We start from the raw sequence: 14,262 nt of genomic DNA, 5'->3' as shown, positions 1-14,262 counted from the left end.
CGACGTATCTAAACTTGCCAGCGTGCATCGCGTCCCCCCGCGAACAACGGCCGTGGCCCTGCTCATCCTCGTGTCGCTCAGCGGCGCCTCCTGCAGCGGCCATGACTCCGGCATCGGGCTCGGCAGCGCCGGGCGCGGCGACGTCGTGGAGGTCGTCGACGCGCCGGCCACCGTCACGGCCCGCGCCGCCGCCACGCTCACCGCGGCCGCCGACGGCACGCTGGCGAGCCTGAGCGTCAAGCCCGGCGACACCGTCGCGGCCGGCCAGGTGCTCGCGGTCGTCGACTCGCCGTCGGCGCGGCAGCGGCTCAAGGAGGCGAGCGACGCCCTCGACGCGCTGAAGAGCTCCGGCGGGGGCGGCGTCGGGGTCAAGAATCTCTCGGCGCAGCAGAAGAAGACCGACGACGCGGCCGCGAAGGCGTTCGCGGACGCGCGGAGGGCCGCCGCGCAGATCGCCGACGCCACGGTACGTACGACGCTGACCACCCAGATCGACCTCGCCGAGCGGACGTATCAGGAGGCGGCGGCCTCCGCGCGCGCCGTGATCCAGAGCGTGCAGCGCGGCCTCGCGAGCATCTCCCAGGCGATGGCGGCCCTCACCCAGGCCCAGCGCGCCCAGGCACAGTCCGCCTACGACCTTGCCCAATCGACGGTCGACGAGCTGACCCTGCGGGCGCCCGTCGCCGGCGTGGTGCAGCTCGGGGGCACCTCGGCGGCGAGCGCGCCCTCGATCACCGACCTCATCGGCGCCGCCACCGGTGGCCAGGCGCCCACCTCGGCGCCGACGGGCGCGGCCGGGCCGGGCGTGGATCCCGCGGTACCGATCGGGGGAAGAGTCTCGGCGGGAACGGCCATCCTGACCGTGGTCGACGTTTCGGAGCTCGGGCTGATGGCCGAGGTCGACGAGACCGACGTCCTGCTGGTCCAGCCCGGCGTCACCGCCCGGGTCGAGCTCGACGCGGCGCCGGGCGCCTCCTACGAGGCCACCGTGACCTCGGCGGACGTGCTGCCTACCACCTCGGCGCGCGGCGGGGTCGCGTACCGCTCGCGGCTGAAGCTCGGCGCCGGCCGGTACGACGACGGGCGGCCCGCGCCGGCGCCGCGCCCGGGCATGAACGCCGTGGCCCACCTGCAGGTCCGCTCGATTCAGGACGCGGTCACCGTGCCCGCCGCCGCGGTGTTCAACGTCGGCGGCAAGGACGTCGTCTGGCTGGTCCGCGGCGGCAAGGCGGTGCAGCAGCCGGTCAGCATCGGCGTCGCCGGGCAGGACCGGGTGCAGGTGCTCAGCGGCGTCGCCGACGGCGACCAGCTCGTCGTGCGCGGCACCGACAAGGTCCAGCAGGGCATGGACCTGCCCAGATGACCGCGGCGCTCGTCGCGCAGGACGTCACCCGGCAGTACGCCCTGGACGGGGTCACCGTCCCGGCGCTCAAGGGTGTCAGCTTCACGATCGACGCGGGAGACTACGTGGCGATCATCGGGCCGTCCGGCTCGGGCAAGTCGACGCTGATGCACCTGCTCGGCGGCCTGGACCGGCCAACGTCGGGCCGGCTGCTGATCGGTGGCCGCGACGTGGCCGGCCTCGACCCGCACGAGCTCGCCCGGCTGCGCAACGAGACGATCGGGTTCGTCTTCCAGTCGTTCCACCTGCTCGCCCGCACCAGCGCGGTGGACAACGTGGCCCTCCCGCTGGTGTACCGCGGGGTCCGGGCGGGCGAGCGCCGCCGCCGGGCCGTGGCGGTGCTTGAGCGGGTCGGGCTCGGCCACCGCCTCGACCACCGCCCCAACCAGCTCTCCGGCGGCGAGCAGCAGCGGGTCGCGATCGCCCGGGCGCTGGTCACCGACCCGCAGGTGCTGCTCGCCGACGAGCCGACCGGCAACCTCGACTCCAAGAACGGCCAGGCGGTGCTCGCGCTGCTGGAGGCCCTCAACCGCGAGCAGGGCGTGGCGCTGGTGATCGTCACCCACGACGGCGAGGTCGCCGGGCGCGCGCAACGGCAGATCGTGATGCGGGACGGGGAGATCGTGGAGGCGGTGCCGTGAGGCTGGCGGAGGCGTGGCGGGTCGCGATCGACGCCCTGCGGGCCAACCGGCTGCGCAGCACGCTGACCATGCTCGGCGTCATCATCGGCGTGGCCGCGGTGGTCGTCCTGGTGGCCATCGGTACGGGCACCAAGCAGGAGATCGAGCAGCAGGTCGAGGGGCTGGGCTCCAACCTGCTCATCGTGGTACCAGGCGAGGTCAACATCGGCTCGGCGCCCTCGGTGTCGCGTATGGATCTCTCCGACGTCGACGCCGTGTCGAAGATCGTGGGCGACCGCGGCCGGGTCGCCGTCACGGTGGCCTCCGGTGAGACCGTGGCGGCCGGCAACGCCGAGACCTTCGCCAGCATCAACGGCGTCATCGAGACGACGCCGCAGGTGTTCGTCCGCCACCTGGCCCGCGGCACCTACCTCACCCGCTCCGACGTCGACACCCAGCGCCGCGTCGCCGTGCTGGGCTGGAGCGTGGCCCACAAGCTCTTCGGCGACCGGGACGCGGTCGGCCAGCAGATGACGATCGCCGGCGTGCGGTTCCGGGTCATCGGGGTGTTCGAGCAGCTCGGGCAGAGCCTCGGCATCGACCGGGACAACGAGGTCCACGTGCCGATCACCACCGCGCAGCGGCTGCTCAGCACCAAGCGCGTCGACGGGATCGCGGTCAAGGCGCCCAACCGCGACGAGATCGGCGACCTGTCCGCGCGGATCATCGCCGAGCTCACCCGCCGGCACCCGGGCACCCAGTTCAGCGCCGTCACGCAGGAGCAGATCCTCGGCGTGCTCGGCGACATCCTCGGCGTGCTGACCGGCGTGCTCGCCGCGATCGCCGGCATATCGCTGCTCGTTGGCGGGGTCGGGGTGTCGAACATCATGCTCGTGTCGGTGCGCGAGCGCACGAAGGAGATCGGGCTGCGCAAGGCGGTGGGCGCCCGGCCGCGCGACATCGGCGTGCAGTTCCTGCTCGAGGCGGTGCTGCTGACCACCCTGGGCGGGTTTCTCGGGATGGCGCTGGGCATCGGGGCGGCACTCGTGGTGGCCGCCCTGTCGCCGGTGCCGGCCGCGATCACGTGGTGGTCGCTCGCGCTGGCGTTCGGCGTTTCGGCCGGGGTCGGGATCATTTTCGGTGTCGTACCCGCACAGCGCGCCGGCCGGCTCGACCCGGTGGTGGCCCTTCGCACCGAATGATCGAGTGCTGCCGGCAGTGATCAAGTTTGGCGGAAAGATTCCGACGAACCACGGGTGCAAGTCACAGCAGTACCGTTACCGTACTGGTAACACGCTGATTGAGTGACGCTCGGTCCGGGTTGGCCGAACCGAGCGTATGGGCGAGCACGCTGGTCGGAGGTTGCGATGTCGAGCACGCCACACACCACCGAAGGCCGGCTGGGCGAGGTCAGGTTCCTTACCGTGGCCGAGGTGGCCACGCTGATGCGGGTGTCGAAGATGACTGTCTACCGCCTTGTCCACGCCGGTGACCTCACCGCGGTCCGCGTGGGAAGGTCGTTCCGGGTTCCCGAGCACGCGGTCGACGCGTACCTCCGCGAAGCGTTCCGTGAGACCGCATAGCGGGGCCGTTTTCCGATCTAGAAGCGGTACGGCTACCCTTGAACGGCTAACCATGTCTTCGGCGTGCCAGGGATGGCACGCGTTCCGCTGTATCGAGGAGATGCTCGTATGGGCTCGGTGGTCAAGAAGCGCCGCAAGCGTATGGCCAAGAAGAAGCACCGCAAGCTGCTGCGCAAGACCCGCGTCCAGCGTCGTCGTCTCGGCAAGTAGCGTTCCGGCTCGTCACCCGGCGGCCGGCCCCTCCATCGTCCGGGGCTGGGCCGCCGCATCGCCCGCCGCGGCGCGGCCGCGGTCAACGAGCCCGGCCGTCGTGGCCGGACTTCGTGGTGCGCCGGGAACGAGCCTCGCTGTGGTCCCTGCGATCGGAGCCGCGTGACCGCGCCGCCAAGCGTCGTGCTGGTGACCGGGGTGAGCCGTTATCTCGGCGCGCACCTGGCCGCCCGGCTCGCCGCTGATCCGCGAATCGACCGCGTTGTCGCCGTCGACACGGCGGCACCCGCCGGCGAGCTCGCCGAGGTGCTGTCCGCCGCCGGCGACAAGATCGACGTTCGGCAGCTCGACCTGCGCACCCCCGGGGTGCTGCGGGTGATGGTCGACGCCCGCGTGGAGGCGATCGCCCATCTCGCCGTCGCCACCGCGACCGACCAGCACGGCGGTCGCGCGGCGATGAAGGAGCTCAACGTCATCGGCTCGATGCAGCTCCTGGCCGCCTGCCAGCAGGCGCCGAGGCTGCGCAAGCTGATCGTGCGCTCGTCGACGGCGGCATACGGGGCCTCGTTCCGCGACCCGGCGATCTTCACCGAGGACACCGAGCCGCGCGAGGTCCCCCGGGGCGGGTTCGCCAAGGACGTGCTCGACATCGAGGGGTACGTCCGCGGCTTCCGTCGCCGGCGCCCCGACGTGGCGGCCACGGTGCTGCGCTTCGCGCCGTTCATCGGCTCCGCCGTGGACACCAGGCTGACCAGATACTTCGCCCAGCCGATCGTGCCCACCGTGTTCGGCCGCGACCCGCGGCTGCAGTTCCTGCACGTCGACGACGCGTTCGTGGTGCTCGAGCGCTCGGTCACGGAGCAGCACCCGGGCACGTTCAACGTGGCCGGGTCCGGCACGCTGACGCTGTCCCAGGCGGTGCGCCGCGCCGGCCGGGTCACCATGCCGATCCTCGAGCCGGGCCTCAACGCGCTGGCCGGCCTCGGCCGGGCCGGCGTCACGCTGGACCAACTGGACCTGTTCGTGCACGGCCGGGTCGTGGACACCTCGAAGCTGATCCGCGAGTTCGGCTTCGTGCCGAGGACCACCGTCGAGGCCTTCGGCGAGTTTGTGCGCAGCCGCCGGGCGGGCGAACTCCTGCCCGCGGATACGATTCGCTCTGTCGAGCAGGCGCTGCTCGACGCCTTCCGCAGGACGCGTGCGGCACGTGCCGCGTTGGAGAGTGGCCATGAGTGACCCTGGTCTCCCTGATGTGTGGGACGACAGGGTCGCCGGTGCGCTCGCCTTCCTGCGGGAGCGGCTGACCGGCGACTACGAGATCGACGGGTTCGGCTTCGACCGCCACCTGACCGACGGCGTGTTCCTGCCGATGCTGCGTCCGCTGTACAAGCAGTGGTTCCGCACCGAGGTCTTCGGCTCCGAGCACGTGCCGAAGGAGGGCGCCGCGCTCGTCGTGGCCAACCACTCGGGCACGGTCGCGCTCGACGCGCTCATGCTCACCGTCGCCGTGCACGACGAGACCTCCTCCCGGCGCCACCTCCGCCTGCTCGGCGCCGACCTGGTCTTCCGCATGCCGTTCATGTCGGAGCTGGCTCGCAAGTCCGGCGCGACGCTGGCCTGCAACCCCGACGCGGAGCGCCTGCTGTCGGAGGGCGACCTCGTCGGCGTCTTCCCCGAGGGGTTCAAGGGCATCGGCAAGCCGTTCGCCGAGCGGTACAAGCTCCAGCGCTTCGGCCGGGGCGGCTTCGTCTCCGCGGCCCTGCGGACCGGCACCCCGATCGTGCCGGTCTCGATCGTCGGCGCCGAGGAGATCTACCCGCTCATCGCCAACATCCGCCCCCTGGCCCGGCTCCTGGGCGCCCCGTACTTCCCGATCACCCCCACGTTTCCGTGGCTGGGCCCGCTGGGCTTGGTCCCGCTGCCGAGCAAGTGGCTGATCGAGTTCGGCGAACCGATCCCGACCGACGACTACGTCGACTCGGCCGACGACCCGATGGTGGTCTTCAACCTCGCCGACCAGGTGCGCGAGACGATCCAGCAGACGCTGTACAAGCTGCTGGACCGCCGCCCGGACGCCTTCTCCGCCTGACCTCTCCCTTGTGGCGTCGACCGGCCCCGGCGGGTCAGGTGGACTGATTGCGGCGGCGGCGGCGCTTGCGCATCGCGGTGAACGTTGCCACGCCGCCGATCACCACGCCCGTCGCGAGGGCGGCCGGGACCGCGATCTTCACGGCCTTGCGGCCGGTGCGGAAGTCGCGGATCTCCCAGCCGCGCTTGCGGGCCTCGCGGCGCAGGGCCGGATCCGGGTTGACCGCCACGGCGTAGCCGACGGTGGAGAGCATGGGGGCGTCATTGATCGAGTCGCTGTACGCGGCGCAGCGGGTCAGGTCCAGGCCCTCCGCCAGCGCGAGGGTGGTGATGGCCGACGCCTTCTCCGGGCCGTGCATGAGATCGCCGACGAGGCGGCCGGTATAGACGCCGTCGGAGACCTCCGCCACGGTGCCGATCGCGCCGGTGAGGCCCAGGCGGGCGGCCATGATCCGGCCGAGCTCGACGGGGGCCGCGGTGACGAGCCACACGCGCTGCCCGGCGTCCAGGTGGAGCTGGGCCAGGGCCAGGGTGCCCGACCAGATGCGGTCGGCCATAAGCTCGTCGAAGATCTCCTCGCAGAGCCGCTCCATGTCCTCGACCTTCCAGCCCGCGATGAAGGCCAGGGCGGTCGACTTGGCGCTGGACACCGTGCCGGCGTGCTCGGACGCCAGGAGGCGGAAACGCGCCTGCTGGTAGGCGAAGCGGACCAGGTCGCGGCTGGTGAAGTACTTCCGCTTGGCCAGGCCGCGCGCGAAGTAGTAGATCGACGCGCCCTGCATCATCGTGTTGTCGACGTCGAAGAACGCCGCGCCGGTCGGGTCGGCCGGCACTTCCAGGGCGGCCTCGACCTCGGCCGCCGCCCACCCGGCGGCGGAAACGACGATGCGGCCGCTCGCTCGGCGACGCCGTAGCACTCCTGAAGGTCGGATCGGCACGTCTGTCTCCCTTCGCCGGTGACGCCGTGCTAGTCGCAGCACAGGATCCATCCAGACTGACCAACGGTACCGGCATCGAACAGCAACAGGGCCCGGTGACGCTCACCGGGCCCTGTCATGTCGTGAATGTGTCGCTCGGTTGAATCAGTGCAGCAGCCAGTCGAGCAGGCCGCCCTTTTCCGGTTTGGTGGGGGTCGGACTGGGCTCGCCGCCGGCCTTCGGGTCGGCGGGGGCCGACTCGGTGGTGGAGGAGTCCACCGAGACGACGGAGGGGCCGGTGCTCGCCGGGCGCTCGCCGTTTTGGCCGGGGGTGTTCGCCACCGGGGCGCCGGGCTGCTGCTCGGACCCGGTGCCGCCGGACTTGTTCACGGTGCGGCAGGCGGTGCTCACCGGCACCGGGCCGAGGATGTCGGGCGTCGTGACCGCGGTCGGGCCGCACTTGACCAGCGGGCGCAGCGCCTTGGAGCGGCGGTCGATCTCGTCGAGGAGGGTCACCGACTTGGTCGTGCGGGTCCGGGCCTCGCCGCCGGTCGACGCCTTGAGCTTCTCGGCGGCGCCGCGCTGGTTGGTCACGAAGCCGTCGATCGCGTCGAGCGCGGCGGTGTCCTTGCGAGCGACCGCGGTGGCCGTCAGCAGGCGTATGCCCTCGAGAGTCTCGCCGTCCATGTCGTCCAGCACCGAGGAGAGCCCCGCCGGGTCCTTCACCGCCTGGGCCTCGTCGAGCCGGGTGCGGGCGAACTCGAGGTACAGCTGACCCTTGCTGATGTCCGAGCCGGCCAGCGCGAGCTGGGCCTTCTCGGTGGACCGCTTGACCGAGTACAGCGCGTCGCCGGGGACGGCGTCGCCGCTCGCGGCCGACATTCCGGACAGCGCCAGCGTGCCGCCCGCGAGGCCGACGACGACGGCGCCACGGGCGCGGGTCCGGCGGCTGACGGCCGGGCGGCTGCCCGCCGGGCGGCGCAGCGAGCGCAGGCTCACCCGGCGGACCGGCTCGGGCTCGGGCTCCTTCGCGGTGGCCCCGATGCCCTCGCGCTCGATCGTGGCCATGAGCATGGCCCGCAGACCGTCACGGAACTCCGGCTGCGCCTCCACCCGGACCGGCAGCTCACCGAGCCGCTGGCCGACCGACACCAGGTCGGTGAGGGATTCGTCGAGCGTGGACCTCATACGGTGTCGTCGGGCCCCTGCGGCCTCGTCGATGAGCTGGGCGAACCGCTCAGCGCGTCGACGGTGGAAGACGGAGCCAATCACCTGAGGCACCCCCTTCGCTGATCGCGTCACTCAGGCGCGGCCGGGCAGCGGGATGGTGGGCCACCGCGTCCGTCGTGCGCCATGCCGACGGTCGCATCAGGACCAACGGTGCAGGGCGGAACCTGGTTACGGCGCCCGCCGGGGCGCTGTAACCAAGGGTGACAGCCGTCACGGCTGGAATCCGTCGGGCAGCAGCCGGGCGAGCGCGCGAACCGCGCGGTACTGCAACGCTTTGATGGCTCCCTCGTTCTTGTTCATGGTCTGCGCGGTCTCCGCCACGGAGAAGCCGTGCAGGAACCGCAGCACGATGCACTCCTGCTGCTCGGGGTTGAGCTGCTTGACGGCCTTGAGCAGGTCCACGTTGGTGATGTGGTCGATGACCGCCGCCTCCGGGCTGCCCTCCGGCCCCCGGTCGGGGCGGTCGGCGTCCAGCACGTCGCCGGTGGTGACCTCCAGCCGGTACCGGCCGGACTTGAAGTGGTCGGCGACGAGGTTGCGGGCGATGGTCACCAGCCAGGCACCGAGGTCGCGGCCCTGCCACGTGAAGCTGCCGATGCGCTTGAGCGCGCGCAGGAACGTGTCGGCGGTCAGGTCCTCGGCGAGCTGGCGGTTGCCGACCCGGAAGTACACGAAACGGAAGACCGTGTCGAAGTACCGGTCGTAGAGGAGGCCGAATGCCGCGCCGTCGCCGGCCTGGGCTCGCTCGATGAGCGCCCACACCTCCGCCGCCGGGTCGCCCCGCTCGGGGCGCGTCGGCTGCGGCGGGACGGGCTCGCGCGGGCCGGTTTCGGTCAGCGTGTCCGTGCCGCCGCCGAGGATGCCGGTCGGGATCGGCACGGTCTCCTCGCCGCGGAGGCTCGCGCCGGCGCCGCCGGTGGGCTTGCCGTTCATCCCGGCGTTGGGTCTCGAGTTCGGGGCCGGACGGGCCGGTGCCTCGTTGGTATGGGGGCGCCAGCGGGTGCGCGGGACGCTGCCTCCCTCGCCGCGAATCACCGTGCTGTACATGTCGCGCATCGAGTCGCGCCGCATCGACAGCCCACCGGCGAGTGCGTGTCCGGTCTCGAACACGTACTGGTAACCACTCATGCTTCGCAATCCATCACAGATGGCGTAGTCAGTGCGATCACGGGCACTTCGGCCTCCTCGGGGTGAGGGGTGTCAACTCGGAATAAATGGGGTGAGTCGACTTGGGTGATAATTAGGTCTGGCGTCACCCTCGTGTGGGCGGCTCTTGGCGTGAGGGGACGTTCATCCCACGAATCGGTGTCCGTCCGGCGCACATGCTGTCCGTCACCCCCTTCGCGGCACGCCGTACGACATGCCGAAGAGCCGGGGAAACGGGACGTAACCGCGCCGAAATTACCGATGCGTGGTGCGGGCATTGCACACGAACGGGTGGACCATTACTCAGTCGGCGTGTCGGGGCCGCGCGCGCCCTTGCCGACCGCAGGACGCACCATGCCACGCGACAGGGTGATTGGTGACGGGTGAACTCTCAGTTTTTGTCGCCTCACCCTCGGGGCTTGAATTTGGATCACCGCGCGCTGTGCAAGACTCGGCGACCGTGCAGGACGTTTCGAACTTCGCCGACCTGGTGCGGCGCGCCGCTTCCGCCGGCGGCGCCCGCCCCGCCCTGCGATCCCACGACACCGTGCTGACCTGGGCCGAGCTCGACCGGCGAGTGGACGCGGTCGCCGCCGGCCTCGCCGCCCTCGGGCTGTCCGACGACGAGCGCGGCCGTCCGCGCGTCGCGATCGCCCTGCCCAACGTGCCCGAGTTCGCCGCCGTCTTCTTCGGCGTGCTGCGCGCCGGGCTGGTCGCGGTGCCGGTCAACCCGGCGTACACCGCCCGCGAGCTCGGCCACGTGCTCACCGACTCCGGCGCCGCCGTGCTGGTCGGGACCCGCCCGGTGATGAGCACGATCGGCGCGGGGGCGCCGCCCGTGCGGTACACCCTGGGAGAAAACCTCGGCGACCTGCTCACCGGCGGCGCCGAGAAGCCCGCGACCGGCGGGGGCGAGGACCTGGCGGTGCTGCTGTACACGTCCGGGACCGAGGGCGCGCCGAAGGGCGCCATGCTGCCGCACCGCGCGCTGCTGGCCAACCACGAGCAGCTCGCGCGCCTCGACCCGCCACCCGTCACCAGCGACGACGTGCTGCTGCTGGCCGTGCCGCTCTTCCACGCGTACGGGCTGAACTCCGGGCTCGGCGCGGTCGCCTACCACGGCGCCTGCGGGGTGCTCGTCGAGCGCTTCGACCCGGCCGACTCGCTGGAGGTGATCGAGCGGTACGGCGTGACCGGCGTGGTCGGGGTGCCGCCGATGTACGTCGCGTGGTCGCTCATGGGCGAGCAACTGGCCCGGGCCTGGGCGAGCGTGCGGCTCGCCGTGTGCGGCGCCTCGCCGCTGGACCACGCCGCCGAGCGGCGCTTCGCCGAGACCACGGGCCGGTCGGTACACCAGGGGTACGGGCTGACGGAGGGGGCACCGGTGCTCACCAGCACCCTGGCGAGCCCGTCGATCAAGCCCGGCTCGATCGGCCGGCCGATCCCCGGCGTCGAGGTGCGCCTGGTCGACGCCGACGGCGAGGACGTGGTGCCCGACGAGGAGGACGGCACCACGGATCCCGGCGAGATCGTCGCGCGCGGTCGCAATTTCTTCCAGGGGTACTGGCCTGAAGGCGCCTCGGCCCCGGGCGCCGACGGTTGGTGGGCGACCGGCGACGTGGCCTACGCCGACGAGGACGGCGACCTGTTCATCGTGGACCGGCTCGGGGAGCTGATCCTCGTGAGCGGGTTCAACGTCTATCCGCACGAGGTCGAGTCCGTGCTCGCCGCGCACGAGGAGGTTCTCGAGGCGGCGGCGCTCGGGGTACCGCATCCGTACACCGGCCAGACCGTGAAGGCGCTCGTCGTGCGCCGGCCCGGCTCGCAGGTGACCGCCGAGGAGCTCATCGCGCACTGCGAACGCAACCTCGCCCGGTTCAAGTGCCCGACGGCCGTCGAGTTCGTGCCGGAGCTGCCGCACTCGGCCACCGGCAAGGTCCGCAAGGGGGTCCTGCGATGAGGCTGATGCTGTACACCCGCCCCGGCTGCCACCTGTGCGAGGACGCCAAGGCCGTGCTCGACCGCGTCGCCGCCGCGACCGGCGAGGGCTTCACCGAGATCGACATCACCGGCGACGACGACCTCGAGGAGGAGTACGGGTTTCGCATCCCGGTGCTGCTGCTCGACGGCAAGGAGCATGGGTACTGGCGGGTCGAGGAGGAGCGGCTGCTCAACGATCTGCGACTATCCTCACCCGGGTGAAGCACCTGGTTTGGGACTGGAACGGGACCCTCCTCGACGACCTGAAGCTGGTCGTCGACGCCACCAACGTCTGCCTGGCCACCGTCGGCGGTCCGCTCATCACCGCCGAGGAGCACCGCCGCGACTTCCGCCGGCCGATCCTGGACTACTACGCGCACGTCCTCGAACGCCCGGTCGACCAGGCGGAGTTCCAGCTGCTCGACGACGCGTTCCACGACGCGTACCGGCGGGGGATGGCCGACGTACAGCTGGCCCCGGACGCCCTGGAGGCGATGGGGAAGTGGTCCGGCACGCAGTCGCTGCTGTCCATGTTCTTCCACGACGAGCTGCTGGTCGAGGTGGATCGGCACGCCCTGGGCGCCCGGCTGGTCCGGGTCGACGGCCTGCCGGGCACGGTCGGCGGTCATCGCAAGGCGGAGTATCTTGAGCGCCACCTGAAGACCCTGGCCCTCGACCCGGACGAGGTGGTCCTGATCGGCGACTCGGTCGACGACGGCGACGCGGCGCGGTCGGTCGGCGCGTCCGCGGTCCTCTACGCCGGCGGCTTCACCGACACCGCCCTGCTGCGGGCGACCGGCCTGCCGGTGGCGTACTCCCTGGTCGAGGCCGTCGGCCTCGCGTCGGCCCGCTGAACCGCTCTCCTGCCCGGCGGGGTGATGCCCGCCGGGCTCGCTCAGCCCTGCAGGTACGTGAGCACCGCCAGGACGCGGCGATGCTGCTCGTCGTCCGGGGGCAGGTCGAGCTTGGTGAAGATGTTCTTCACGTGCTTCTCCACCGCGCCGTCGGTGACGACGAGCTTGCGGGCGATCGCCGTGTTGGAGCGGCCCTCCGCCATCAGGCCCAGTACCTCCCGCTCGCGCGGGGTCAGGCTGCGCAGCGGGTCGTCCCGGCGCCGGCGGACCAGGAGCTGGCCGACGACCTCCGGGTCGAGGACGGTGGCGCCGGAGGCCACGCGCTCCATCGCGTCGAGGAACTCGGCGACCTCCGAGACGCGATCCTTCAACAGGTATCCCACGGCGCCCGCCCGATCGGCGAGAAGATCGTCGGCGTAGGAAACCTCGACGTACTGCGACAGCACGAGGATCGGCGTCTTCGGCACCCGGGCGCGGGCCTCGACGGCGGCGCGCAGGCCCTCGTCGGTGTGCGAGGGCGGCATCCGCACGTCCACGATGGCCACGTCGGGACGATGCTCGACGACCGCCTCCACGAGGCCCGGCCCGTCCCCGACGGCGGCGAGGACCGCGTGCCCGCTCTCGGTGAGCAGGCGCACGAGACCCTCGCGCAGGAGTACCGCATCATCCGCAACGACAACCCGCACGCCGCCGATAGTAGGCCAGCCCCACCCCGCCAGCGCGCCCGAAGAAGACCGCGGTGAGCCGCGCGTGCGCCGCCCCCTCGCGCAAAATTCAGGAAACCGGCAGGATGGCGACGATCCTGGTGCCGCCGTCGAGGGGGCTGGTCACGGTCAGCTCGCCGCCGGCCGCGCGCACCCGGTCGGCCAGGCCGGCCAGGCCGTGGCCCTTGGCCAGGCTCGCGCCGCCGACGCCGTCGTCCTCGATGGTGACGAGCATGCCGTACGCCGAGCGCTGCACCGTCACCTTGCACTCGCTCGCGTGGCTGTGCTTGGCCACGTTGGTGAGGGCCTCGGCGACGACGAAGTACGCGGTCGTCTCCACGTGGCTCGCCAGCCGGCCGACCTCGGGCAGGTCCAGGTCGACGGGGACCATCGAGCGGGCGGCGAGCGCCGTCAGCGCCGCGCGCAGGCCCCGGTCGACCAGGATCGGCGGGGCGATGCCGCGCGACAGCGCCCGCAGCTCCTCGAGTGTCTCTCGGGTCTGGGCCAGCGCCTCGGCCACCGTCGCCCGGGCCGCCGTCGGGTCGTTGTCGAACTGCAGGTCGGCGCGGCCGAGGTCCATGGCCAGGCGGACCAGGCGCTGCTGCGGGCCGTCGTGGATGTCGCGCTCGAGCCGGCGCAGGGCGCTCGCCTCGGCCGAGACCGCGGCGGTGGTCTGGGCCCGGGCGCGGTCGCGGCTGCGCTCGGCCTCGACGACCCGCTCGCGCAGCTCGTTGACGCCGCTGAGCAGCGCCCGGGCGAACCATGCTTCGAGCAGAGCGGCGCCGCGCACGACGGGCATCAGCGTGAGCGCGAAGACCACGCCGAGGCCGGTGTGGAAGAGGACCCGCAGCTCGGTGCCCGAGCCGATGCCGATCAGCTCCGGCAGGTCCTTGTTGTCCGGGGAGCGCGGGATGGACCAGTCCCACAGCACCGTGGTGAGCCCGCCCAGCGCGCCGGCCCACCAGGTGACGACGAGCGAGAACGCGATCGTGCTGGGGATGATCCGGAAGGTGCCGTGCAGCAGATCCAGCCAGGACTGGCCGTCGGTGAGCGGGACGAATGTGCGGCGCCAGAAGCCGGCGCCGGGCTCGGCCTTCTTGTAGTACGGGTGCGACAGCCGGGTGCGCAGCACCGGGCCGACGCGGGCGCGCTCCAAGGTGGCGAAGCCGCGGGCCTGCAGCATCGTGGTGAACAGGATCGGGAAGCCGACGACCGTCACCATCATGCCCACGCCGAGCGAGAAGGCGGTCACGCACAGCACCAGCGTGATGATGCCGAGGGGGAACCCGAGCAGCACGTACTGTGTGTCGATCCCCAGCTGGCGGAAGATGCGGGAGAAGCGGCCCGGGCCCAGCGGGGTGATGGTCGTCGTCATGTCATCGACGCTAGACATGACGCCCGTCGCCTCCCATCCCGCCGCCCAGCCACTTGATGGTAGGGGCAACCCTACTGAAAAAACGTGTAGTGTCGCTACGTAAGGCGTGTTTGGGGCGTTGTATGCCTGAATTGCGGTGATACTAGCCACAGC

General features: G+C 71.8%; 14 protein-coding genes and 1 pseudogene. 10 read left to right on the top strand and 5 right to left on the bottom strand.

All coding sequences use genetic code 11. The annotated features are described in order from the left end of the window. Positions 1-22: 22 nt before the first annotated feature. From ACGFI8_RS05950 to ACGFI8_RS05920, 7 genes are all read left to right on the top strand, one after another. Positions 23-1,363 (top strand): efflux RND transporter periplasmic adaptor subunit, encoded by a 1,341-nt coding sequence (locus tag ACGFI8_RS05950; protein WP_392800569.1) that lies wholly within the window; start codon positions 23-25, stop codon positions 1,361-1,363. Next, on the top strand, positions 1,360-2,043 hold the full coding sequence (locus ACGFI8_RS05945; protein WP_392800566.1) for an ABC transporter ATP-binding protein: 684 nt from the start codon (positions 1,360-1,362) through the stop codon (positions 2,041-2,043). Before ACGFI8_RS05950 ends, ACGFI8_RS05945 begins: the two co-directional genes overlap by 4 nt. Further along, complete coding sequence (locus ACGFI8_RS05940) at positions 2,040-3,224, top strand: ABC transporter permease (RefSeq protein WP_392800563.1); 1,185 nt, start codon at positions 2,040-2,042, stop codon at positions 3,222-3,224. The genes ACGFI8_RS05945 and ACGFI8_RS05940 overlap by 4 nt, the downstream gene beginning before the upstream one ends. A 165-nt stretch (positions 3,225-3,389) precedes the next feature. Further along, entirely contained in the window at positions 3,390-3,605 is a 216-nt protein-coding gene (locus ACGFI8_RS05935) for a helix-turn-helix domain-containing protein (protein ID WP_033363444.1), read from the top strand. Between the two features lie 108 nt (positions 3,606-3,713). Beyond that, a complete protein-coding gene (locus tag ACGFI8_RS05930; protein WP_007465623.1) occupies positions 3,714-3,815 on the top strand; it encodes a 30S ribosomal protein bS22 in 102 nt (33 codons plus the stop codon). 162 nt (positions 3,816-3,977) lie between these two features. Further along, complete coding sequence (locus ACGFI8_RS05925) at positions 3,978-5,051, top strand: NAD-dependent epimerase/dehydratase family protein (protein ID WP_392800559.1); 1,074 nt, start codon at positions 3,978-3,980, stop codon at positions 5,049-5,051. Beyond that, positions 4,963-5,904, top strand: a complete 942-nt coding sequence (locus tag ACGFI8_RS05920; RefSeq protein WP_392801215.1) for a lysophospholipid acyltransferase family protein — start codon at positions 4,963-4,965, stop codon at positions 5,902-5,904. Before ACGFI8_RS05925 ends, ACGFI8_RS05920 begins: the two co-directional genes overlap by 89 nt. Positions 5,905-5,938: 34 nt before the next feature. Here ACGFI8_RS05920 and ACGFI8_RS05915 read toward each other — a convergent pair whose 3' ends face one another. The 3 genes and pseudogenes from ACGFI8_RS05915 to ACGFI8_RS05905 all read right to left on the bottom strand — a co-directional run bounded on the left by ACGFI8_RS05915 (position 5,939) and on the right by ACGFI8_RS05905 (position 9,178). Then, a complete protein-coding gene (locus ACGFI8_RS05915) occupies positions 5,939-6,688 on the bottom strand; it encodes an HAD family hydrolase (protein ID WP_392801212.1) in 750 nt (249 codons plus the stop codon). Positions 6,689-7,225: 537 nt separating this feature from the next. Further along, positions 7,226-8,101, bottom strand: a pseudogene (locus tag ACGFI8_RS05910) (DUF5667 domain-containing protein); the annotation flags it as partial. A gap of 159 nt (positions 8,102-8,260) precedes the next feature. Further along, on the bottom strand, positions 8,261-9,178 hold the full coding sequence (locus ACGFI8_RS05905; RefSeq protein ID WP_392800556.1) for a sigma-70 family RNA polymerase sigma factor: 918 nt from the start codon (positions 9,176-9,178) through the stop codon (positions 8,261-8,263). 478 nt (positions 9,179-9,656) lie between these two features. Here ACGFI8_RS05905 and ACGFI8_RS05900 point away from each other — a divergent pair, with 478 nt between their 5' ends. Genes ACGFI8_RS05900 through ACGFI8_RS05890 form a run of 3 tightly spaced genes read left to right on the top strand, consistent with a single transcriptional unit; the run spans position 9,657 to position 12,030 of the window. Next, positions 9,657-11,156 (top strand): AMP-binding protein, encoded by a 1,500-nt coding sequence (locus tag ACGFI8_RS05900; RefSeq protein WP_392800553.1) that lies wholly within the window; start codon positions 9,657-9,659, stop codon positions 11,154-11,156. Beyond that, entirely contained in the window at positions 11,153-11,398 is a 246-nt protein-coding gene (locus ACGFI8_RS05895) for a glutaredoxin family protein (protein ID WP_392800550.1), read from the top strand. Before ACGFI8_RS05900 ends, ACGFI8_RS05895 begins: the two co-directional genes overlap by 4 nt. Beyond that, the gene (locus ACGFI8_RS05890; RefSeq protein ID WP_392800547.1) at positions 11,395-12,030 is read left to right on the top strand and encodes an HAD family hydrolase; all 636 of its coding nucleotides are present in this window, start codon (positions 11,395-11,397) and stop codon (positions 12,028-12,030) included. The genes ACGFI8_RS05895 and ACGFI8_RS05890 overlap by 4 nt, the downstream gene beginning before the upstream one ends. A 41-nt stretch (positions 12,031-12,071) precedes the next feature. On the opposite strand, the gene ACGFI8_RS05885 is transcribed toward ACGFI8_RS05890, so the two are convergent. Then, on the bottom strand, positions 12,072-12,716 hold the full coding sequence (locus tag ACGFI8_RS05885; protein WP_392800544.1) for a response regulator: 645 nt from the start codon (positions 12,714-12,716) through the stop codon (positions 12,072-12,074). 88 nt (positions 12,717-12,804) lie between these two features. Next, positions 12,805-14,109 (bottom strand): sensor histidine kinase, encoded by a 1,305-nt coding sequence (locus ACGFI8_RS05880; RefSeq protein WP_392800542.1) that lies wholly within the window; start codon positions 14,107-14,109, stop codon positions 12,805-12,807. Positions 14,110-14,262 lie beyond the last annotated feature (153 nt).

This window comes from Dactylosporangium sp. NPDC048998 (assembly GCF_043197855.1).
Classification (GTDB): domain Bacteria; phylum Actinomycetota; class Actinomycetes; order Mycobacteriales; family Micromonosporaceae; genus Dactylosporangium.
Note: the sequence above shows the minus strand (reverse complement) of the source record. Positions and strands in the feature narration are given on the sequence as shown.